This is a genomic window from Streptomyces sp. Rer75 (assembly GCF_013414305.1).
Taxonomy (GTDB): Bacteria; Actinomycetota; Actinomycetes; order Streptomycetales; family Streptomycetaceae; genus Streptomyces; species Streptomyces himastatinicus.
In genome coordinates, this window is sequence record NZ_CP058693.1 from 4,438,921 (window position 1) to 4,460,020 (window position 21,100).

23 protein-coding genes and 2 pseudogenes are annotated in these 21,100 nt (G+C 69.1%); 14 read left to right on the plus strand and 11 right to left on the minus strand.

Annotated elements, in window-relative coordinates; genetic code table 11:
* Positions 1 to 5 precede the first annotated feature (5 nt).
* Together HYQ63_RS18560 and HYQ63_RS18565 are read right to left on the minus strand one after the other, a co-directional pair.
* On the minus strand, positions 6 to 1,403 hold the full coding sequence (locus tag HYQ63_RS18560; RefSeq protein WP_179934961.1) for a gluconate:H+ symporter: 1,398 nt from the start codon (positions 1,401 to 1,403) through the stop codon (positions 6 to 8).
* Positions 1,404 to 1,423: 20 nt separating this feature from the next.
* A complete protein-coding gene (locus tag HYQ63_RS18565) occupies positions 1,424 to 1,939 on the minus strand; it encodes a gluconokinase (protein ID WP_179934962.1) in 516 nt (171 codons plus the stop codon).
* 163 nt (positions 1,940 to 2,102) lie between these two features.
* Here HYQ63_RS18565 and HYQ63_RS18570 point away from each other — a divergent pair, with 163 nt between their 5' ends.
* Together HYQ63_RS18570 and HYQ63_RS18575 are read left to right on the plus strand one after the other, a co-directional pair.
* Positions 2,103 to 2,816, plus strand: a complete 714-nt coding sequence (locus tag HYQ63_RS18570) for a FadR/GntR family transcriptional regulator (RefSeq protein WP_179934963.1) — start codon at positions 2,103 to 2,105, stop codon at positions 2,814 to 2,816.
* 56 nt (positions 2,817 to 2,872) lie between these two features.
* A complete protein-coding gene (locus HYQ63_RS18575; RefSeq protein WP_179934964.1) occupies positions 2,873 to 4,009 on the plus strand; it encodes a pentapeptide repeat-containing protein in 1,137 nt (378 codons plus the stop codon).
* Positions 4,010 to 4,014: 5 nt separating this feature from the next.
* On the opposite strand, the gene HYQ63_RS18580 is transcribed toward HYQ63_RS18575, so the two are convergent.
* Positions 4,015 to 4,410, minus strand: a complete 396-nt coding sequence (locus HYQ63_RS18580) for a VOC family protein (RefSeq protein WP_179934965.1) — start codon at positions 4,408 to 4,410, stop codon at positions 4,015 to 4,017.
* A gap of 225 nt (positions 4,411 to 4,635) precedes the next feature.
* Positions 4,636 to 5,655 (minus strand): aldo/keto reductase, encoded by a 1,020-nt coding sequence (locus tag HYQ63_RS18585; RefSeq protein WP_179934966.1) that lies wholly within the window; start codon positions 5,653 to 5,655, stop codon positions 4,636 to 4,638.
* 119 nt (positions 5,656 to 5,774) lie between these two features.
* Here HYQ63_RS18585 and HYQ63_RS18590 point away from each other — a divergent pair, with 119 nt between their 5' ends.
* Complete coding sequence (locus HYQ63_RS18590; protein WP_179934967.1) at positions 5,775 to 6,374, plus strand: TetR/AcrR family transcriptional regulator; 600 nt, start codon at positions 5,775 to 5,777, stop codon at positions 6,372 to 6,374.
* Between the two features lie 5 nt (positions 6,375 to 6,379).
* Here HYQ63_RS18590 and HYQ63_RS18595 read toward each other — a convergent pair whose 3' ends face one another.
* Positions 6,380 to 7,066, minus strand: coding sequence for an aldo/keto reductase (locus tag HYQ63_RS18595; protein WP_179934968.1), 687 nt, complete (start codon positions 7,064 to 7,066; stop codon positions 6,380 to 6,382).
* Between the two features lie 383 nt (positions 7,067 to 7,449).
* Here HYQ63_RS18595 and HYQ63_RS18600 point away from each other — a divergent pair, with 383 nt between their 5' ends.
* Positions 7,450 to 8,364, plus strand: a complete 915-nt coding sequence (locus HYQ63_RS18600; protein ID WP_179934969.1) for a sensor histidine kinase — start codon at positions 7,450 to 7,452, stop codon at positions 8,362 to 8,364.
* 41 nt (positions 8,365 to 8,405) lie between these two features.
* On the plus strand, positions 8,406 to 8,567 hold the full coding sequence (locus HYQ63_RS18605) for a hypothetical protein (RefSeq protein ID WP_179934970.1): 162 nt from the start codon (positions 8,406 to 8,408) through the stop codon (positions 8,565 to 8,567).
* A 65-nt stretch (positions 8,568 to 8,632) separates the two neighbouring features.
* Here the strand turns inward: HYQ63_RS18605 and HYQ63_RS18610 are convergent, their stop codons facing one another.
* Complete coding sequence (locus tag HYQ63_RS18610; protein ID WP_179934971.1) at positions 8,633 to 9,085, minus strand: VOC family protein; 453 nt, start codon at positions 9,083 to 9,085, stop codon at positions 8,633 to 8,635.
* Positions 9,086 to 9,177: 92 nt separating this feature from the next.
* Between HYQ63_RS18610 and HYQ63_RS18615 the strand changes: the two genes are divergently transcribed.
* Both HYQ63_RS18615 and HYQ63_RS18620 read left to right on the plus strand, forming a co-directional pair.
* The gene (locus HYQ63_RS18615; RefSeq protein ID WP_179934972.1) at positions 9,178 to 9,720 is read left to right on the plus strand and encodes a MepB family protein; all 543 of its coding nucleotides are present in this window, start codon (positions 9,178 to 9,180) and stop codon (positions 9,718 to 9,720) included.
* Between the two features lie 109 nt (positions 9,721 to 9,829).
* On the plus strand, positions 9,830 to 10,237 hold the full coding sequence (locus HYQ63_RS18620; RefSeq protein WP_179934973.1) for a hypothetical protein: 408 nt from the start codon (positions 9,830 to 9,832) through the stop codon (positions 10,235 to 10,237).
* 78 nt (positions 10,238 to 10,315) lie between these two features.
* Here HYQ63_RS18620 and HYQ63_RS18625 read toward each other — a convergent pair whose 3' ends face one another.
* From HYQ63_RS18625 to HYQ63_RS18635, 3 genes and pseudogenes are all read right to left on the minus strand, one after another.
* Positions 10,316 to 11,497: a hypothetical protein gene (locus HYQ63_RS18625; RefSeq protein ID WP_179934974.1), complete on the minus strand. Its 1,182-nt coding sequence runs from the start codon at positions 11,495 to 11,497 to the stop codon at positions 10,316 to 10,318.
* Between the two features lie 342 nt (positions 11,498 to 11,839).
* A pseudogene (locus tag HYQ63_RS18630) lies at positions 11,840 to 13,058 on the minus strand (RNA-guided endonuclease InsQ/TnpB family protein).
* Between the two features lie 269 nt (positions 13,059 to 13,327).
* On the minus strand, positions 13,328 to 13,750 hold the full coding sequence (locus HYQ63_RS18635) for an ATP-binding protein (protein WP_179934975.1): 423 nt from the start codon (positions 13,748 to 13,750) through the stop codon (positions 13,328 to 13,330).
* Between the two features lie 141 nt (positions 13,751 to 13,891).
* On the opposite strand from HYQ63_RS18635, the gene HYQ63_RS18640 reads away from it, so the two are divergent.
* From HYQ63_RS18640 to HYQ63_RS18660, 6 genes and pseudogenes are all read left to right on the plus strand, one after another.
* On the plus strand, positions 13,892 to 14,719 hold the full coding sequence (locus HYQ63_RS18640) for a helix-turn-helix transcriptional regulator (protein ID WP_179934976.1): 828 nt from the start codon (positions 13,892 to 13,894) through the stop codon (positions 14,717 to 14,719).
* Between the two features lie 74 nt (positions 14,720 to 14,793).
* Positions 14,794 to 15,015: a DUF397 domain-containing protein gene (locus HYQ63_RS18645; protein ID WP_306664831.1), complete on the plus strand. Its 222-nt coding sequence runs from the start codon at positions 14,794 to 14,796 to the stop codon at positions 15,013 to 15,015.
* 64 nt (positions 15,016 to 15,079) lie between these two features.
* Positions 15,080 to 15,943 (plus strand): DUF1963 domain-containing protein, encoded by an 864-nt coding sequence (locus HYQ63_RS18650; protein WP_179934978.1) that lies wholly within the window; start codon positions 15,080 to 15,082, stop codon positions 15,941 to 15,943.
* A gap of 21 nt (positions 15,944 to 15,964) precedes the next feature.
* Positions 15,965 to 16,269, plus strand: a pseudogene (locus HYQ63_RS44770) (methyltransferase type 11); the annotation flags it as partial.
* A 78-nt stretch (positions 16,270 to 16,347) separates the two neighbouring features.
* On the plus strand, positions 16,348 to 17,205 hold the full coding sequence (locus HYQ63_RS18655; RefSeq protein WP_257231933.1) for a helix-turn-helix transcriptional regulator: 858 nt from the start codon (positions 16,348 to 16,350) through the stop codon (positions 17,203 to 17,205).
* A gap of 93 nt (positions 17,206 to 17,298) precedes the next feature.
* The gene (locus HYQ63_RS18660) at positions 17,299 to 18,066 is read left to right on the plus strand and encodes an SDR family NAD(P)-dependent oxidoreductase (protein ID WP_179934979.1); all 768 of its coding nucleotides are present in this window, start codon (positions 17,299 to 17,301) and stop codon (positions 18,064 to 18,066) included.
* A gap of 217 nt (positions 18,067 to 18,283) precedes the next feature.
* Here the strand turns inward: HYQ63_RS18660 and HYQ63_RS18665 are convergent, their stop codons facing one another.
* A complete protein-coding gene (locus HYQ63_RS18665) occupies positions 18,284 to 19,399 on the minus strand; it encodes an AI-2E family transporter (RefSeq protein WP_179934980.1) in 1,116 nt (371 codons plus the stop codon).
* Between the two features lie 75 nt (positions 19,400 to 19,474).
* The gene (locus HYQ63_RS18670) at positions 19,475 to 20,266 is read right to left on the minus strand and encodes a DUF1868 domain-containing protein (RefSeq protein WP_179934981.1); all 792 of its coding nucleotides are present in this window, start codon (positions 20,264 to 20,266) and stop codon (positions 19,475 to 19,477) included.
* Positions 20,267 to 20,502: 236 nt separating this feature from the next.
* Here HYQ63_RS18670 and HYQ63_RS18675 point away from each other — a divergent pair, with 236 nt between their 5' ends.
* Positions 20,503 to 21,090: a TetR/AcrR family transcriptional regulator gene (locus tag HYQ63_RS18675; RefSeq protein WP_179934982.1), complete on the plus strand. Its 588-nt coding sequence runs from the start codon at positions 20,503 to 20,505 to the stop codon at positions 21,088 to 21,090.
* Positions 21,091 to 21,100 lie beyond the last annotated feature (10 nt).

Consider the following 21,100-nt stretch of genomic DNA (forward strand, 5'->3'; position numbering starts at 1 on the left):
CGGTGCTAGATCACCAGTGACAGCAGCAGGACGAAGCCGAGCGCGACGACCGAGATGACCGTCTCCATCACGGACCAGGTCCGCACCGTCTGCCCCACGCTCATCCCGAAGTACTCCTTGACCAGCCAGAATCCCGCGTCGTTGACATGGCTGAAGAAGAGCGACCCGGCACCGATGGCCAGCACCAGCAGCGCCACGTGTGTGGTGGACATGTCCGCGGTGAGCGGCGCCATCAGCCCGGCGGCGGAGATCGTGGCCACGGTCGCCGAGCCGGTCGCCAGCCGGATCAGGACCGCGATCAGCCAGGCGAGCAGCAGCGCCGAAACGTTCCACTCCTTCGAGATGTCCATGATCATGTTGCCGACGCCGATGTCGATGAGCGTCTGCTTGAAGCCGCCGCCCGCCGCGACGATCAGCAGGATTCCGGCGATCGGCGCGAGCGAGGTCTCCACGGTGGTGGCGATGCGGTCCCGGGTGAAGCCCGCCGCGCGGCCGAGGGTGACCATGCCCACGATCACCGCCGCCAGCAGCGCGACGAGGGGGTTGCCGATGACGTCGGCGATCCGCTGGACGGTGTTCTCCGGGTCGTCCACGGCGATGTCGACCAGCGCCTTGATGAGCATCAGCACGACCGGCAGCAGCACGGTGCACACGGTCGCGGCGAATCCGGGCCGCCGCTCCAGGTCCTCCGAGGGACGCGTCGGCATCAGCCGGTCCGGCGGGGTGACGTCGACCCAGCGGTCGGCGACGCGCGAGAAGACCGGGCCCGCGATGACGGCGGTCGGTATCGCGATGAGGACGCCGAGCGCCAGGGTGACGCCCAGGTCGGCGTGGACCGCGTCGATCGCGGCGAGCGGGCCGGGGTGCGGCGGTACCAGGCCGTGCATCACGGACAGACCCGCGAGCGCCGGTATGCCGATCCGCATCAGGGAGAGGTTGCCGCGCTTGGCGACCAGCAGCACCACCGGAATCATCAGCACCATGCCGACCTCGAAGAAGAGCGGCAGGCCGATGATCCCCGCGATGAGCACCATCGCCCAGGGCATCGTCCGGGTGCTCGCCTTGGCGAGGATCGTGTCCACGATCTGGTCGGCGCCCCCGGAGTCGGCCAGCAGCCGCCCGAGGATCGCGCCGAGGGCGATCAGCACGCCGACGCCCGCCACCGTGTCGCCCAGCCCGCCCGAGAAGCTGGTGATGACCTTGTCGAGCGGCGCCCCCGCGACGGCGCCCAGCGCCAGCGAGCCGATCGTCAGCGACAGAAACGCATGCAGCTTGGTCTTGGTGATGAGCAGGACGAGAACGGCTATGCCGACGAGGACGGCTATGCCCAGCTGTGCGTGACCGGCCGACGTGATCGGGTCGACGGTGTCCGCTGCCAGCATCTCGACGCTGAGTCTGGTCACGGAGGGTTCCTAACGTGAAGCTACTGGTGTCCGGGCTGCCGCTGCCGCAGTGCGGCGACGGCCCGCTCGGTGATGGTCTCGGGGCCGGGCGCGATGTCCACGGCGACGCCGTGCTCGTCCGGCTGGAGCGGCTCCAGGGTGGCGAGCTGCGAGTCGAGCATCCCCCCGGAGAAGAAGTGGCCCTTGCGCTCCTTCATCCGGTCGGCGATCAGCTCGCGCTCACCGGTCAGGTGCAGGAAGACGACCCCGGGCTCTGCGGCGCGCAGCCGGTCCCGGTAGATCCGCTTGAGCGCGGAGCAGCTGACCACGCCACCGTGACCGACGTGCTCATGGGCCCAGGCGCCGATGGCGTCCAGCCACGGCCTGCGGTCCTCGTCGTCCAGCGGGGTCCCGGCCGACATCTTGGCGATGTTGGCCGGCGGGTGGAAGTCGTCGGCCTCGGCGTACGGCACACCGAGCGCGTCCGCCAGCAGGGGGCCGATCGTGGTCTTGCCCGTGCCGGACACTCCCATGACGACGACCAGGGGGGCATGCATGTGGAAAACCTCGCTGTCTGCTCCGGTGCTGTCTTCCTCGACTGTCGTTCTCGACCTCGGCACCGCTGGCAGCACACTCAACCCCACTGATACGACGTATTCAAGAGTTCGTGATTTAAAAGTCATACTTAAATCGAGAGCGGCTGCCACGTAGTCTGACTCCATGGACAACCAGGGGCCCATCACGGGGCGGGGACTGCACGCTCGGTTGCTGGCGTCCCTCGGGCCCGCGATCACGGCGGGCGACTACCCGCCGGGAACGGTGCTGCGCACCGACGAGCTGGAGCGGCGCTTCGACGTCTCACGCACCGTGGTCCGCGAGGCGGTGCGGGTCCTGGAGTCCATGCACCTGGTCCGCTCCCGCCGCCGCGTCGGCGTGACCGTCCTCCCCCCGGAGGAGTGGGACGTCTTCGACGCACAGGTCATCCGCTGGCGGCTGGCGGGCCCCGACCGCCCCCGCCAGCTGCGCTCCCTGACCTCCCTGCGCTCGGCCATCGAACCAGCCGCCGCCGCCCTGGCCGCCGAGCACGCCACCGCCGCCCAGTGCGCCGAGCTGACCGAGCACGCGCTCAACATGGTCGCCACCTCCCGCGGCCAGCAGCTCCCCGCCTACCTCGTCCACGACGTCGCCTTCCACCGGACGATCCTGCGCGCCTCGGGCAACGAGATGTTCGCGCGGCTCGGCGACGTGGTCGCCGAGGTCCTGGCGGGCCGCACCGAGCACCGGGTGATGTTCAGCGACCCGGACCCGGAGGCGGTCACCCTCCACGTCCGGGTCGCCGAAGCGGTCCGCGCGAGGGACGCGGAGCGCGCCGAGCGCTACACCCGGGAGATCACTGTGGGCGCCCTGCGCGAGCTGGACATCCTGGCGCCGTAGCGCCCTTGCCCTGTGGTCTTGATCGTCTTTCGGGCGGCGCCTACGCTCCGATGTCCATGGGCATGGGGGGACCGGACGGCGGCCGACGGGCGTGGCTCGCGGGACTGGGCGTGGCGACGGGGCTGGTCGCCTTGGGGGCGATGTTCGTCCTCCTGCCCGGGATGATCGTCGACCACGATCTGGCCGGGGCGGGCGTCGCCCCGAAGGACCGGCTCGGCGCGGTGAACGCTGTCCGTACGACGCTGCTCCAAGCAGTCGGCGGCCTGGTCGTGCTCTTCGGCGCGTACGCCACGTGGCGGCAACTGCGTGTCAGCCAGGACAGCCTGCGCGCCGCTCAGGAGGGATACGTCACCGACCGCTTCAGCCGGGGCGTCGACCAGATCGGCGACGACAAGCTGGACGTCCGTATCGGCGGGCTGCACGCCTTGTGGCGCCTCGCCGAACACTCGCCCCGTGACCGCGAGGCCGTCATCTCGATCCTCGCGGCCTTTCTCCGTACGCATCTGCCCTGGCCGCCCACCGCCGGAACGGACGCGCCCGCCGCGGACGCGTCCATCAACGACGTCGCGCCGCTGGAGACCCGCGCCGCCGACGCACAAGTGGCGCTGACCGCACTCGGCGTGTTGTGCCGGCACCGGGAACAGTCCTGGGTCAACCTCAGCGCCACCGATCTGCGCCGGGCCGACTGCGACGGGCTATGGCTGCCCGAGGTCAACCTCGACCGCGCCTGCATGGAGGCGGCCGGGCTGTACGAGGCCAACCTCACCCAGACCTCGCTGGTCTCGGTCAATCTGCGCCATGCCGACCTCAACAGGGCCACCCTGCGCCGCGCCCGCTGCGTGCTGGCCGACCTCCGGGGCGCGCGGCTGCCCCAAACCGACCTGTGCGACACCGACTTCACCGAGGCCGACCTGCGCGAGGCCAACCTGCGCAAGGCCGACGCGGCCGACGCGGTCTTCCACCGCGCCGACCTGCGCCTGACCGACCTGCGCGGCACCGACCTGAGCGCGGCCGACCTCACCGAAGCCCGGCTGACCGGCGCCCTGGCCAGCGACCGCACCCGCTGGCCCACCGGCTTCGACCCCATCGCCGCGGGCGTCACCTCCACCGACGACCCCGGACCCGAGCCCGGCCCGCTGCTCCAGCCGCCCGGCATCACCACCCAGGCACCGCCGCTGCGGTCGATGCCCTGAGGCGGCTACGGCCGGACGTAGGGCCGGGTCATGATCTCCATGTTGTGGCCGTCCGGGTCGTCGAAGTAGGCGCCGCGGCCCCCGAAGAGGGTGTTGATCCGGCCGGGGTCGGTGTGGCCGGGGTCCGCGTAGTAGGTGACCCCGGCCGACTCCAGGCGGGCGATCATGGCGTCGAAGCGCTCCTCGGGGACGAGGAACGCGTAGTGCTGCGGCTGGATCGGCTCGTCCCGCTTCTCGTAGTAGTCGAGCGTGACGCCGTTGCCGAGGTCGACGGGAAGGAACGGGCCGAACGGGGCGCCGACCTCCAGGTCCAGGACCGTGGCGAGGAACTCGGCCGACCAGTGCCGGTCCGAGGCGTAGACGGCGGTGTGGTTCAGGTGGATGTCGTGTGCGTGGGGCATGGGAGATGTCTCCGGTGTTGTCGTGGTCGCGGTGGTCGCGGTTGTCGCGGTGCGGACGAAGAACACGGAGATGGAGGGGCGGGGCTCTGGCCCGCCCCGGCCTCACGCCGAGGCCGGGCGCCTCACTCGTGCATGGCCCTCGTGGGCCGACCCGGCAGTCACCCGGCTGAACCTAGCGGTCGCCACCAGGAACATCAACAGGATTCCCGGGCGCGCGAGTTGCCGTCAGCGGCGACGCAGGGACGGGTCCAGCAGCGCGGGCGGGGTGTCGTGCTTCTCGTGCGGGGCGAGGTCGGTGCCGGGGGCGACGATGGCGTCGATCGCGTCGAGTACGTCGGCCGGGAGCACGGTGTCGGCGGCGGCGAGTTGCGCGTGGAGGTGGTCCAGGGTGCGGGGGCCGATGAGGGCGCTGGTGACGGCGGGGTGCGCGGTGACGAAGCCGAGCGCGAGCTGGATCATCGTCAGACCGGCGTCGTCGGCGACCTTGGCCAGCTGCTCGACGGCGTCGAGCCGGGCCCGGTTGACGGGGAGGGTGACGTCGAAGCGTTCCGGCATGAACGCCGAGCGGTTGGTGGCGATGTCCCGGCCCGCGCGGACCGCGCCCGACAGCCAGCCCGAGGCCAGCGGGCTCCACACCAGCACGCCGAGGCCGTACTGCTCGGTCACGGGCAGGACGTGCGTCTCGATGCCGCGCTGGAGGATCGAGTAGCTGGGCTGTTCGGTGACGTAACGGCTCAGGTGGTGCTCGCGGGCGGCCCACTGGGCCTGTACGAGGCGGTAGGCGGGGAAGGTCGAGGAGCCGAAGTACCGGATCTTGCCCGCGCGCTGGAGGTCCGTCAGCGCCGACAGCGTCTCCTCGTCGCTGGTGTTCGGATCCCACCGGTGGATCTGGTAGAGGTCCACGTGGTCGACGCCGAGGCGGCGCAGGCTGTTGTCCAGCGCGGTGACCAGCCAACGGCGCGAACTGCCCCGGTGGTTGTGCTCGTCCCCCATGGGCATGCCCGCCTTCGTGGCCAGCACGATGTCGTCGCGGCGGCCCGCGATGGCCTTGCCGACCATCTCTTCCGACTGGCCGCCGCTGTACATGTCGGCGGTGTCGATGACATTGATCCCGCCTTCGAGGGCGGCGTCGACGATGGCGGTGGCCTCCTCCTGGGTGGTGCGCCCGATCGCGCCGAAGTTCATCGCGCCGAGCGCGAGGGTGCTGGCCTGTACGCCGGTGCGGCCCAGGGTGCGGTAGAGCATGACCGTGTTCCTCCATTACGGGTGGAGCTGACATCATGAACAAACGGAACCTCGTTCCGTTTGACAATACGGAACACTGTTCCGTTTTAGCAAGCGCGACGGTGAAAGGGAGCGGCACGGTGAACGACGGCGGCAAGGGCGAGGACTGCGCGGGGCGCGCGGCCCCGTCCAAGCGGAAGGACGCCCGGCGCAACAAGGAGACGCTGCTCGACGCGGCCGCCACGGTCTTCGTCCGATCAGGCGTGGAGGCGCCCGTACGCGACATCGCGGCCGAGGCGGGCGTCGGCATGGGCACGATCTACCGCCACTTCCCCACCCGGGCGGACCTCATCATCGCCGTCTACCGGCACCAGGTCGAAGCGTGCGCCGAGGCCGGACCGGCCCTGCTGGCGTCCAGCGCGAGCCCGCACGCCGCGCTGGGGCAATGGATCAACCTCTTCGTCGACTTCCTGGTCACCAAGCACGGCCTCGCCGCGGTGCTCCAGTCCGACAGCTCCGGCTTCGACACGCTGCACGCCTATTTCATCGACCGTCTCCTGCCGGTGTGCACCCAACTGCTCGACGCCGCGGCCGAGTCCGGCGAGATCCGGTCCGGGGTGGAGGCGTACGAGCTGATGCGCGGCGTCGGAAACCTCTGCATCGGCGCGGACAGCGATGCCCGCTACGACCCACGCCGCCTGGTCGACCTCCTCATCGCGGGCCTGCGCCACCCGCAGTGAGCGGTTTACGCGGCCGCGCCCCCTGCCCGGTCGAGCCGGTCGCGCTGGGCCGGGGTCAGGGGCAGGTCCGCCGCCACCACGTTCTCCTCCAAGTAGTCGATCCGGGCGGTACCCGGGATCGGGAGGATGACCGGCGAGTGGCCGAGGAGCCAGGCCAGGGACACCTGGGTGGGCGTCGCGCCGGTCTCGGCCGCCACGGCGGCGATCTCGGACGTCTCGTCCCACGCGCCCGCCGCGACGGGCCGCCACGGCAGGAACGCGATCCCCGCCTCCGCACAGGCCGCGAGCACCGGCTCATGCTCGCGGTCGAGCACGTTGTAGCGGTTCTGCACGCTCACCACATCGATGATCTCCCGCGCCTGATCGAGTTCGGCGACCGTGATCTCCGACAGCCCGATACGGCCGACCTTGCCGTCGGCCTGGAGGTCCCGCAGCGTGCCGAGCTGATCCGCGAGCGGTGTCTCCGGATCGATGCGGTGCAGCTGAAGCAGCTCGATCCGCTCGACCCGCAGCCGCCGCAACGCCTGCTCCACCTGATCCCGCAGCACGTCCGGCCGCCCGTCCAGCTTCCACTCGCCGCCGGGCCCCGTCCGCGCGACGCCCAGCTCCACGGCCCGCCGGGCGACCGCGAGGGCTGCCCGACGGTCGGCGGCCGGCGCACGGTCACTGAGAGCGAGCGGGCGGGCTGACACAGAGCGAGCAACAGGGCATCTCTTGGTGGGTCCCCCTTACCGCGCTACGGTGAAGGAGGTGTGCTTCCGGCGTCGGGGCCGGTGGAGGTCAGAACGTGGCCTCAGACCGGTCGGGCACATGGCTGGCCGCCGAGAAAAAGAGTGAGCGCTGAAGTTCCGCCCGCTCACGGACCGGACTGGGATAGCGTCTCCGGCGAGGTCACCGACCGGACTGGGATAGCGTCTCCGGCGAGGTCACCCAAACCACCGGGCCTCGTGGGAGCAGGCACTCAAAGATGTTGTCCGCGGAAGTGGCAAGCGGCGCTTGGCCATGAAGGGGCCGACGCTGCTGCGCACATCGGCTGCCTTCTTGCCCGACCTGGTGGCGATCGAGGCGATGACCTATGCGCGCCGCTGAGCCTTTCGCCCATCCGGCCTTGTTCTACCGAGGCGTCCAGGAGTATGTGGCCGGGACGGTCCCGTTCATCGAGGAGGGTCTGGCTGCGGGCGAGCCGGTGGCGGTGGCTGTTCCCGCGAGTAACCTCGGGCCACTGCGCGCGGCGCTGGGCGCAAGCGCCGAACAGGTGCAGTTCACCGACATGAGCCGGGCAGGGCGGAACCCGGGGCGGATCATTCCCCAGGTGCTGCGGGAGTTCGCCGACGCGTATCCCACCGAGCGCGTACGGATCATCGGTGAGCCGATATGGCCCGCCCGTACACCAGCCGAATATCCGGCCTGTGTCCAGCACGAGGCACTGATCAACAGGGCCTTCCGCGGTCGGAATGTCATCATCCTGTGCCCCTACGACGCCGTACGGCTCAACGCCGGATGGCTTGCCGACGCGTACACCACACATCCCGTTGTCGTCGTCGACGGCAGGGAGCAGCGCAGTACGGCCTACGACGTCGACGGCGCTGTCTCTGCTTTCAATGAACTCCTCGTGCCACCACCATGGGCCGTCGTCTTCGCGTTTGGCGTCGACCGCCTGTCCGGCGCGCGGGACCTCGCTGTCGAGTTGGCCAAGCGCCTCGGTCTGACAGGTGAGCGATTGGACGACTTTTCGCTTGCCGTCACCGAGTTGGCCACCAACAGCGTGCAGCACGGTGGTGGCTCGGGCACCGTCTCGGTCTGGGACGACGGCACGCAGATCGTGTGCGAGGTGAGAGACCGAGGATGGCTGCGAGACCCGCTGGCAGGCCGTCGCCCGCCCCAGCGCGACAAGGCCGGAGGCCGGGGTCTGTTGACGGTCAACAACCTCGCCGATCTCGTCCGTGTCCACACCGGCCCAGAGGGCACGACCGTCCGCTTCTACATGTGACCCCCAACGGCCAACGGGCCCCTCGGCCCATAGGGCGGGCAGTGCTACGTTCCGAAGGACTGACCCGCGCCCGCCCTCGCGAGCAATGCGTCAGCCGCGAGATCAAGGAACTGTTCACCGCCGACGAGGTCCCCGGCTTGCGGATGCCCGATGGGTACAAGGCATCGGTCGCCGCCTGGCACCGGCAGCACGACGGGAGGTAGTTCCGAATGAGCGCAGGTGCGGCCGGGGGCGAAGGACGGCGGAAACCGTCTGCCCGGCCAAGGAGCTAGCTCGAACCGGCGGGCGCGTCGGCGTAGACGCCGTGCATCATGCCGGTGGCCTGGCCGACTTCGATGAGATAGCCGTCCGGGTCGCGCAAATAGCACCGCACCTCGGCCTTGCGATCGATGGGCGGCGTGAGGAATTCGGCGCCCTTCGCACTCCACTCCCGGTGACACGCCTCGATGTCGGCGACGCGGAGGTTGAGGAAGCTGCTGACCGTGCTCGGGTCGGCGGGCGGGCGCAGGGTGACGTCCGGCTTGTCCGGGGTGGGGCCGCCGCCCGGGTTCATGATGATCCATCCGTTGGCGAGCTTGATGGTGCAGGGGTTCTCCTCGAGCACCACCTCACCACCGAGGACGTCGGCGTAGAAGGCGCGAGATCGGGCCACGTCGGCCACCGTCAGAAAGTGGGTGAGGAGGAGCCCGGAATCCGGGGCGGGAAAGCCATCACGGTGCATGCAAGACCTCCAGGCAAATCGGATGTTCTCCCCCATAATGGCGGACGGATGTCCGTGGGCACGGATGAACACGGCCCTGGCAGGATGTGAGGATGGCGACGAATGAGCCGTGGGCGGAGTTTCACGACGATTTGCTGGCGGCGAAGACGCTGCTGTACGACCCGAGTGGCTTTCGTTGCTCACAGCCGGTGCCGGAACCGGAAAGTGCCGAGTACGCGGCTCACAAATTCACGATCGACGGGCTGTCGGTCCGGTTTCGCGTGGCCAAGACCACTCCGACGAAGGTCGGCCAGTTCGTGACCGTGTGGCAGCGATCCACCGAAGGCCCGATCCGGCCCTTCGATACCGAGGACGGAATTGACCTTTTCGTCATCAGCAGCCGCGACAGCGGCCACTTCGGGCAGTTTGTGTTCCCTGGAGACGTTCTGTGCGAGCGCGGCATCGTGTCCCGCGGCGGCTCCGGCGGGAAGCGCGGTTTCCGCGTCTACCCGCCGTGGGTGACCGCGGCCAATCGCCAGGCGTGCAGAACTCAGGCATGGCAGACAAAATACTTCCTGGATTTCACAGGGGACGGGCCTGTCGATATGGCGCGTGCCCGCGTCCTCTACAGCCGAACCGGCCGTAGCTCCCCGTGAGCAATGATGACCCCAACGCCCCGTTGTGGCTTAGGGGTTGACGCCTACCGGCCCGAGAGCATTTAGTGATCGCGACCAATCTGAAACGCGACTTCCCACGGGGGAACCAATGCGCACTCTCACCATGGCCGGAGGCATGCTCGCCGCCACCGGTCTCACCCTCGGCCTGATGTCCGCACCGGCATTCGCGACGCCCACTACGGCGTCCGACGCCACCGCGGCGGCAGTACAGGGCCCCCCGCCGAAGGCGGGCAAGGGCAGCGTCAAGTGCAATGAGAACAATTCGCGGATCAACTTCTCCTGGAAGACCGGCTACGCGAGCACCAAGGTGTACTACAACAACCACTGCCTGGGCGGCTTCAAGACCAAGGTTGCCTTCAAGTTCTGGAACGACGGGGCGACGCCCTGGTACAAGTGCGTCAGCTTCGAGGGAATGACCCAGGGCACGTACAAGTTCGCGCACATCAACGAGATCATGGGTGTCAGCAAAGACACCAAGAAGTGCGAGAAGAACTAAAAGGTAGATCCGCGAAGATCCAGGGGCTGGTCCCGCCGCTCCGTGAGCGGTGGGACCAGCCCCTGGGGCCGCGGAGGACTACTCTCCGGGGACGCCCAGCGAGTGCCAAGTCGACCAGTCCGTGTCGTCACCGGGGGTGTTCTGCCAGGTGCACCTGATGGTGCCGTCGCCGAAGAGGGCGAAGACCTCCAGGCGACCATCGGCGTTCGAGGCGACCACGGGGTCGCCGATCACGAGCAGGGCGCCGTCGTAGAGCGATGCCCAATGGGGCGACCACCTGCCGTCGGGGGCCGGATTGGTCTGCCATTTGTGCTCAAGGCCGCCGCCTTCTCGACGGGTGAAGACGTCCAGTCTGCCATCGGTGTTCACGCCGACGGCAGGGGTCCCCACCGGGCTGTCGCCGCCGAGCGATTTCCACCCCGGGGCCCATCCATTGCCGGGCTTGGTCTGCCAGATGTGATCGATGGAGCCGCTCGGGCCGAGGATGAAGACCTCCTGCTGGCCGGAGGTGTTCAAGACGGCCGTCGGGTCGCCCTGCGGGGTGCCGCCGAGTTCACCGAAGGCCCATCCTTCGACGCGGGGACGCTGATAAGCGTGCAGAACGGTGAGCACCCCATTCTCGTCGTCGTAGCCGCGGACGAAAGCCTCCAGCCGACCATCGGCGTCCTGGATGACCGCCATGTCGCCCATCACGTCGTCGACGAAGAGAGCTTTCCAATCATCTCTCCATCCGTTGTTCGGGGCGGTTTGCCAGATGTGCTGGACGGAACCGTCCGTGGCACGGACGAAAACCTCCAGGTGGCCATCGAAGTTCCTGGCGACGGTCGGGTTGCCTGCCGCGGACGGGTTGCCGGGGAGCGATTCCCAACGTGACCATTCGACGCCGTGGGGCGTGGTTTGCCAGGCGTGCTGGACCTTGCCGTCCTGGGCGCGGACGAAAACCTCCAGCCGGGCATCGAGGTTCGTGGCCACGACCGGGTCGCCTTCCAGGTTGCCGCCGAGCGAGTTCCACCCCGACCATTCGTTGCGGCTCGGAGCCGTCTGCCAGTTGTGCTGAAGGGTGCCATCGGATCCGCGGGCGAAGACCTCCAGCGCCTCGTTCGCATTGAGACTGACCCAGGAGAAGGGGGAAACGTACCGGACGCTGCTCACCGTAGCCATGGCAATCCCTGACCTCTCTGGTGACGTGGTGACCATCTGCATAGCAACAGGGGTTGACCAGATGAGGTGCGGCCTTCTCCGGCGCAGGGTGGCATCCACCCCTCCGAAAGTCCTTTTACGACGATACGCCCCATGCGACTCCGCCGCGCGGTCAGAGCCAGACGGCGGCGCCCAGCCCTATCGCCACCACGGCGAGCGTGAGGAGGGAGGCATCCGCAGCCTGCGAACACACCTGGCTGACCAGTGCCGGTCTGATCACCTGAGACATGTGAGATCGCGTCGGTCGAGGGCCGCGTTTGGACCGTGGTATCAGGCCCGCGGCAGGAGCCACAACTGCGGGAACGCCAGCATGTCGTCGCTGGTGTTCCCTCACATGATTGACTGCTCCCCTCTCTGAGGGGAGGGGAGTCCTTCCTTCAGGGCTGTGTGGGGATTCCTGGCTCAGGCTGCCTCCGGGAGCAGCGCTCCCGGAGGTCTTACGCCCTCGGCACCAGCCGGGTTCAGACCTGCCCGGACGAGCATCACGCGGGCGGAGTTCTTGTCTCTGGGAGAGACGACTTTGCACGCGGTGCAGGTGTAAGTGCGCTCGGACAGCGGCAGTGCGTGCTTGGTTCTCGCTCCGCACGAGGCGCAGTCCATGGTGGTGTGCGCGGGATGCACCAGACGGATGTCCCGCCCGTGCTTACGGCCCATCTCGATCAGGGCCCTCTTCGTCACCGATCGCGGCGTCCGCCGCCTTACGCGCCATCGAGGACTTGGCCAGGAACCTCGGCTTGAAGTCCTCAACGGCGATGGCGTCATGGTCGGTCACGACGCGCTTGGCCCACTTGCGGCCGGTGTCCTGCCGCTGCCGGGCGATCTTCGCGTAGATCTTCGCCCGCCCCTTCCTCGCCTCGCGGTACCCCTTGGAGGCGGCCTGCCCCTTCTTCGGTCGGCGGCGGGCCATCATCCGGTCGTACCGGCTCAGCCGGGCCTGGGCCTTGCGGCCGTGCTGCGCGTGCGGGAGATCGTAGGCATCTGAGGTGGTGGTGGCGGTCTCCTTCACACCCCAGTCGACCCCGAGCACCCGGCCGGTCTCCGGCAGCGGCCGCACCTGGGCGGGGACCACGAACGAGCAGTACCAGTGCCCGATGCTGTCCTGGTACACGCGCACCGAGGAGGGTTCGGCGGGCAGGTCCCGCGACCACACCACCGTCAGCACGACCCCACCCGCCAAGTGCAGACGACCGCCCTTCAGCCGGAACCCGCGCCGGGTGTAGTTCAGCGTCGGCAAGGCTTCGCGCTTCTTCTTCCGCTTCGGCATACCCGCCCGCTGCCGCCCAGGCAAGCATTCCCGGATGTCCTTGTGCGCCTTGGCACGGGACTTGCCGAAATCCCGGATCATCTGCTGCTGCGGAACACTGGAGCCCTCCCGCAGCCACGGCGTGCGCTCCCGCGCCTGCGTCAGCATCTTGTCCAGCTGTGCCGGGCCGCAGGTCCGCTTCTCGCCCGTGGCCTTGTTGTGCAGGTGGGTGGCCTTGGACTTGGCGACGCATTCGTTCCAGATCCACCGGCACCGGTTCCACTCAGCCCGCAGCGCCACACGCGCCGTCGACGACACACGAAGCCGGTACGTGTACCGGATCTGTCCAGCCTTGTCGGCTTCACTTGGTGTCGTCATGCCGTCAACGTAGCGTCATCACTGGTTACTCACGCCATGTTCCGGCAGACATACTCGAACGGGTGACCGCCCGAGCCGCCGCGGACGGGGGACCTCAGCTCCAAGACATTTCACCTCTTGGAGGTCGCCCTGAGCCCTCCCTCGGCAGACACCGACCCGCCCGGTGGCGATCCGGCCCCTCCTGCTCCGCTACGCGGGAAACCGGTTTTCTCCTCAGCCTGAAGGCCGGAGCGGAGCGGCTGAGCCTGCCGGCCTCCGGTGGGACGGGCTCAGGCGGGGAGGTCGAGTTCGGCCCAGACCGTCTTTCCGATCAGCTCGGACCGGACACCCCAGCGGTCCGCCAACTCCTCGACGAGCAGCAGCCCGTGCCCCGATTCGCGCGGTTCGCCGGTGTCGGTTTTGGGACGCACGGAGGGCAGCCGCTCGGCACGCGGATCCTTCACCTCGATGCGGAGCGTGTCGGCGGTCGCGCTGAGCGCCAGCCGGAAGTTCCGCCCGTGCACGCGGCCGTGCAGCGCGGCGTTCGCGGCCAGCTCGGCGACGATCAGCGCCGCCTTCTCATGCGGCAGCTCCCAGGCACGGATGCGCTCGGTCGCGAGCAGCCGGGCGAGACGGGCGCCTTTGCGGGTGGCGGAGAGCAGCACGGTGTAGTGCGAAGCGGAAGTGCTGGTTCGGGTGATTTGTTGGCTCACGTCACTCAGAGTGGCCGTGCGTGCTTAGGCTGAAAAGTAGCGACGCCAATACGTGTAGTGACTGTCCGGCGCTGGTCGGGTTCTGTCCGGCCAGTCCGCCGTGACGGTGCATGAAACGGCACATCGGAGGTGGGGCAACACATGAGTGAGGACCTGGGACTGGACGAAGACGACAGTGGTGCGGTGCTGCGGACGGTCGGCCGTCAGATCAAGCTGTGGCGCGAAGCAGCGGGGCTGACCCAGGCGGAGCTGGGGGCGCTGATCGGGTACGGGGAGGAGCAGGTCTCGGCCGTCGAGCGAGCGAGGCGGATCCCCAAGCCAGAGTTCCTGGGCAAGGCGGATGAGGTCCTGGGGGCAGGCGGCAAGATCGCCGAGATGAAGAAGGACGTCGCCGAGGCCAGATACCCCAAGAAGGTGCGGGACCTGAAGAAGCTGGAGGACGAGGCGGTCGAGCTGTGCGCCTACAACAACTCGATCATCCATGGACTGCTACAGACCGAGGAGTACGCGCTGGCGTCGTTCGCCACCCGACGCCCGACGTTCACCGAGGAAGAGGTGGATCGGCGGATGGCAGCTCGTATGGCGCGCCAAGAGATCTTCGACCCGGCGACACGCCCAGTCTTCAACTTTGTGCAGTGCGAGGCGACCCTGCGCCGCCCCATTGGGGGCAAGATGGTGATGCGGAGGCAGCTCGAACACCTGCTGAAACTGGGCGAGTTGCGGAACGTAGACCTCCAGGTTCTCCCTCTGAGGTGTCAGGAAAACCCCGGTCTCGACGGTTCGTTCCGGCTGCTGAAGCTCAAGGACGGCACCACGGTCGGATACGTCGAAGTTCAGCTGTTCAGCCGCGTGATCGCCAACCCCAAAGAGGCGCAGATCCTCGACACCCGCTATGGGATCATCCGGGCGCAGGCTCTCACGCCACGGGAGTCACTTGCCTTTATCGAAAAAGTGCTGGGAGAGACATGACCCTCAAGCCCTGCGAGTGGATAAAAAGCAGCTACAGCACGCCCGACGGCCCCGACTGCGTCGAGGTCGCATGGATGAAGAGCAGCTACAGCACCGACGACGGCCCGGCCTGCGTCGAGGTCGGCTGGACCAAGAGCACGCACAGCACTGCCGACGGCCCCGACTGCGTTGAGGTCGCCGCCACCCCCGGCACCATCCACATCCGCGACTCCAAGAACCCCGACGGGCCCCAGCTCACGGCGACCCCCGCCGCCTGGACCGCCTTCGTCAGCTACGCCTCCCACGCCGCCGCCTGAGGCCACACCCGGCGGGCCGTCCCCGAGGACGGCCCGCGCGCCCGGCGGCTGGGACACTGCCCCGATGGCCCTCACCACCGGCGCGCCCTCCGTCGACCTCGCACAGAGCCTTCCCGAGATCGCCCCGTACGCCCGGACCACGGTCCGGCTGCATCCCCGGCGGGGTGAGCCCGGTGTGCGGGACAGCCACATCGGCGGGCCTCTGTTGTGGCCGGGCGCCGAGCCGTGGCCGTATTGCGATGAGCACCAGGACGTCAACGGCAGGCCGCTCGGCCCGTATCCGCTCGTCGCCGTGGCCCAGCTCACCGCCGCCGACTTTCCCGAGATCGCCTTTCCCGCCGGGACGGACCTCGCCCAGGTCCTCTGGTGTCCCGACTGGCACGACCAGCCGCACCCGGAGGGGTGGGGGCAGGCGTGCCGGGTGTTCTGGCGGCGGGCCGCGGACGTCGGCGAGGTGCTGGCCGAACAGCCCGATCCCGCGGAACACTGGGAGTACGACAGCGACATGGTGCCGCGCCCGTGCGTGCTGCATCCGGAGCGGGTGGTCGAGTACCCGTGGCCGGAGGAGCTGCCGGACGATCTCAGGGAGCGGCTGGACGACGACGCGTACGACGACGTGTCGACGATCCCCGGCTGCAAGCTCGGCGGCAGCATGGGCTGGGCGACGACGGACATGCCGTCGTCGCTGCCGTGCGGGGACTGCGGGAGCCCGCTCTCGCTGTTCGTGCAGTTCGATACGTACGAGTTCACGCCCGGCCGCGAGCCGGACCGGTTCTGGCCGCTGGAGGAACGGCACCTCGAACCGGGCACCCCGGCGTTCAACGCGGCGCGCGAGCCGACCGGCATGGCGGTCGGACGCGGCAGCCACGCGGGCCTCTTCCTCTGCGCGACGGACCCCACCCACCCGCCGTCCTTCTTCACGCAGTAATCCCACGCGCCTCTCCGCACGCCCGGCGGGCGGCTCGTCACCACAATCGCCGGTACGACACTGGTCATCACGGCGTGGAAGACGGAAGACGGCTGCGCGGTCGGACGGGTTGAACGGGACGGCTCGTGGGCGCGCGCGACCGCCACCTGGCTGGATCCGCCCACCGTGCGCCAGAGCGGGCCACGCCGTCTGTGGGACGTCCTGGAGCGCATCCGGAACCGGCTGAACGCCGAGGGCGGACTGCCGCTGTACGGGGCCGGGTCACGATCACGCCCGACGGTGTGTGTCACCTGTCCCGAGGCCAGTGGTCGGCCACCATCGGCTGAGCCCCCCTCCGGCGTCGTGCTGATGCGTTACCGGACGCCGTAGCAGCCGGCGCGACGACCGGCGCCTAGCATGACCCGGTGGACATCTCCAGGCTTCCCGCCGACGCGCGGCAGCGGCGCAGTTCCGAGATGCGCGCGTTCCTGCGGTCGCGGCGGGCCCGGGTGACGCCTGCGGACGTGGGCATGCCCGCCGGCGGGGGGCGCCGTACGCCGGGGCTGCGGCGGGAGGAAGTGGCCGTGCTCGCCGGGGTGGGGGTGTCCTGGTACACGTGGCTCGAGCAGGGGCGCGACATCAATGTGTCCGCCGACGTCCTGGACGCCATCGCGCGCGTGCTGCGGCTCGCCCCGGCCGAGCGCGAGCATCTGCATCTCCTCGCGGGGCTCAATCCGCCGCGCTCGGAACCGGCCGCGCGTCATGTCCCGGACCAGCTGCGGCGGTTGATCGAGGACTGGTTGCCGCGGCCCGCATACGTCATCGACCGGCACTGGAACATCGTGGCGGTCAACCGCGCCGCGCTGCTGGTGTTCCAGTGCACCGAGAACGACCACAATTGCCTGGTCAGCTTCTTCACCAACGCCCGCTACCGCACCGCGGTCAAGCACTGGCGGGACGCGGCGCGAGAGATCGTCGGCCAGTTCCGGGCGGACGCCGCCCGCTACCCGGACGACCCGGAGTTCGGCCGTCTGGCCTCCGACATGTGCGCCGCCAGCCCGGACTTCGCGGAGATCTGGGCGGAACTTCCCGTGGGCAGCTCCTCCCACGGCACCAAGGCGCTGGAGGTCCCGGGGGCGGGGACGCTGACCTTCGAGTACACGGCGTTGCCCCTGCCCGAATCGCCCGGCCACCGTCTGTTGCTGCACACCCCCGCGCCCGGGACGGGAACGGACGCGCTGCTGGCGGCGCTGCTGGAGACGCCGACACCCTCGATGGCCTGAGCCCCGAGGGCCCGAAGCCCCGAGGGTGGTGGTGTCGGACCCAGGTTCAGCCGACTCTGCCGGGCCCGTTCCCGCCGCCCGAGGATGACCGGCATGCAGCGATTCATGAACAAGACGGTTCTGATCACCGGCGGCACCAGCGGCATCGGGTTCTCGGCCGCGCGCAGGCTCCTCGACGAGGGTGCCCATGTCGTCATCACCGGCCGCGACAAGGCCCGCCTCGACGCGGCCGTCGCCCGCCTGGACGCCGGTTCGGAGCGGGTACTCGCCGTCCGCGCGGACGCCGCCGTCCAGGCCGACCTCGACCTGCTCATGCGGCGGATCGAGACGTGGCGCGGCGGCCTCGACGCGATCTTCGCCAACGCGGGGGTCGCGGTCTTCAAGCCGGGCGCCGAGATCACCGAGGCGGACTTCGACCACACCGTCGACATCAACTTCAAGGGCGTGTTCTTCACGATCACCAAGGCGCTGGGGCTGTTGAGGGACGGCGGTGCCGTCGTCATCAACGCTTCCTGGACCCTGCACCGCGGCCTCCCCGTGTCCTCCGTCTACGCCGCCAGCAAGGCCGCCGTGCACAACCTGGTCCAGACGCTCGGCACCGACCTCGCGCGGCGCGGCATCCGCGTCAATTCCGTGAGCCCCGGCTACATCGACACCGAGATGTACCGGAGGACCATCACCGACCCCGGCGCGGAGGCCGGGATCACGGCGGAGGTGCCGCTCGGTTCGCTCGGCCGCCCGGATGACGTCGCGGCCGCCGTCGCGTTCCTGGCCTCGGGCGACGCCGCGTACATCACCGGACAGGACCTCGTCGTCGATGGAGGGCTCGTGGGAGCGGCGCCCGTGGGGCTGCGGGGCTGAGAGGCCGGATCGCAGCGCGCTCGTGAGGCGCGTGAGGAGAGCACCACGTCCGCTGCCCCGGTGTGACACACCGGGGCAGCGGACTTTCTCGGCTCAGCCGATCGGGTTGACGAAGGTGGCCGGGTGGGTGGCGCCCCGCTGTTCGACGAGCCCGCCCCAGGGCCGTTGCATGCGGTGAGGGTCAGGGCGGCGGCCGCGGTGTAACCGGGGTGCGTTCTCACATCGGGGCGGCGGCGCCGGTGTGCCGCTCGTCGGTTTCCGGCTCCTGTGGCGGGTCGCTGAGCTGCTCGCGCAGGTAGTTCCAGATCACCGCGATCAGCGCGGCAACCGGTACGGCGAGCAGGCTGCCCACGACACCGGCCAGGCTGGCGCCCAGCGTCACCGCCAACAGGATCACCGCAGCGTGCAGGCCGAGCCCGCGGCTTTGGATCATGGGCTGGAACACGTTGCCCTCAAGCTGCTGCACCACAACGATGATCGCCAGCGTGATCAGCGCGTCCGTCGGGCCGTTGGCCACCAGCGCGATGAGCACCGCGACGAATCCGGCGAACAGGGCGCCTACGATCGGCACGAACGCGGACACGAAGGTCAGCACCGCCAGCGGCAGCACCAGCGGCACGCCCAGAACCAACAGGCCGAGGCCGATGAAGACGGCGTCGAGCAGGCCCACCAATGCCTGGGACCGCACGAACGCGCCGAGCGTGTCCCAACTGCGCGCGGCCACGGTGGGGACATCGGTGGCGAGCCGACCGGGCAGTTGGCGGGCGAGCCAGGGCAGGAACCGCGGGCCGTCCTTGAGGAAGAAGAACATCAGGAAGAGGGCCAGGACGGCGGTGACCAGACCACCGACCACGGCGTTCACTCCCGTGACGACGGTGCTGACCATGCTGCTGGCACCCTTTTGCAGGCGGGCGGCCGCGCTGTCCGATGCCTCCGCGATCTGAGCGTCGTCGATGTTCAGCGGTGGCCCGGCGGCCCACTCGCGCACCTTGTGCACGCCTTGGGTCACGCCGTCGACCAGCTCGCCGGACTGGGATGCCACCGGGACCGCGATCAGTGCCACGACGCCCGTGGCGACCAGGAGGAACAGCACGGTCACGGCCGATGCGGCCACGGCGGGAGGCCACCCGTGCCCGCGGAGGAAACGCGTCAGGGGCCAGGTCAGCGTGGTGAGCAGCAAGCCGACGATGAGCGGCCAGACGATCGACCACATCTGCCCCAGAAGCCACAGGGCCACCGCGGTCATCCCGAGGACCAGGAGCAAATCGACGGAAATGCGCGCTGATGAGCGGAGTGCGGCGCGGGTTCTCGCGGAACTGAGGGTGGCAGGCATGGGACACCGTACCCCGTTCACGCTTCGCTATCGCTGCTGCCCTGGAGCAGCTCACTTGCTGGTGTGCGGCACGTGTCAGGCACGCGGCAGGAGCCACAACTGCGGGAACGCCAGCATGTCGTCGAACAGGTTGAAGGCCGCGGGCTCCAAGGTCACGGTCGCGGCCGCGCCGGTAAAGAGCTTGGCCATTTCCGCGGCGATTTTCTCCATCGGAGGCACGTCCGACGGCAGTGGCTTGACCAAGCGGTAACCGAGTGTCGAGTGGAACTGGTAGGTGTCGAAGTTCGCGGCACGGATGTCGAGCAGGTCCCGCAGCTCCCGACGAGTCGTCCACAGGGTGGTGAACGTGGTGTCGTCAGCCGGGGTGAGGTCCATGGTGAAGTTCGCGTCGAACGGGCGAAAGCCCTTGACCTTCATGTTGATCGGGCCGAGCGGCGTCAGACGAGACTCCTGCAAGCGCGCCAGAACGCGCTGCGAAACCTCTGTCATGTCCTGGCAGTCCGCCAGCCACGGCGGCAGCTGCTTGTCGATGAGGGCGTCCTGGGCGGTCACATCGAAGACGGTCATGTGCATGCTGGTGTGCGGCAGGCAGGCGTACTGGTCGGCCAACGACGACCGCTTCATGATTTCTTGGGCCTGCTTCTCGGCGTTGAAGAAAGCTGAGTCCTGGGGCACGGGACAGACGACCGTGTTGCCACGGAAGCGCTGGGCATTGCCGTCGAGGTCCCACTTCTTGCCTGGGCCGGCGTTGAGCGGCTCGCGCTTGCCGTCGTCCGCTGTGGCCTCAGCGGGGCCGGTGAGAGCCAGCCCCGCGGCAGCGACACCGGCGGTACCGAGCAACACGCTTCGACGATTGATCGCGGTCATGACGCTCCCGTGGGTAAGGGGTTTGGCCGGGGGGCTTAAGACTCAGTCACGAAAGTGAACGGTGGGAGGAATTGAATGAGCGACTCTGTCGGGAATCTTGGGATTCCGCGATGGGGCGTGGACGGCCGGCTGCGACGAAGACCGTCGGCCGGCGCCCGGTCCTCAACGGCGTTCTGAACGGACGTCCTGAACGATCGTTCTGAACGTACGTTCAGAAGTGAGGTACGCTGCCCCGCATGCGACACCGCGAACAGCTCATGGCCGGGGCGAAGCAGTGCCTGGAGGAGCGGGGATACGCCCGCACCACCTCACGCGACATCGCCGCCGCCGCCAACGCACCGCTCGGCACGATCAACTACCACTACGACTCGAAGGAAGCGCTGCTCAACGCCGCGCTGCTGGAGATGCTCCAGGAGTGGGGCGACAAGGTCCGCGCCCAGTCGGCGACGGGGCGGCGGGTCGAGTCGATGTGGGCGCGGGTCGTCGAATCCGAGGCCACGGACCGGCCGCTGCTGGTGGCCAGCGCCGAGGCGCTCGCGCAGGCCGAGCGGTTCCCGGAGATCCGTCAGCAGATCGCGGAGGCGTTCGAGCGGTCCCGTACGGAAATGGCGGCGGATCTGCACGGCATCGACGGGACCGACAGCGCGGAGGACCGCGAACTGGCCCGCGCGGTCGGGTCGGTGCACATGGCGCTGGTCGCCGGGCTGACCCAGCAGTGGCTGATCGATCCCGAACACGCCCCGTCGGCGCGGGAGGTGGCCGCGGGACTGCGGCGGATCGCCCAGGACCTCGAGTCCGGTGAGTTCGGCGAGTCCGACGCCTGACGCGGGGGTC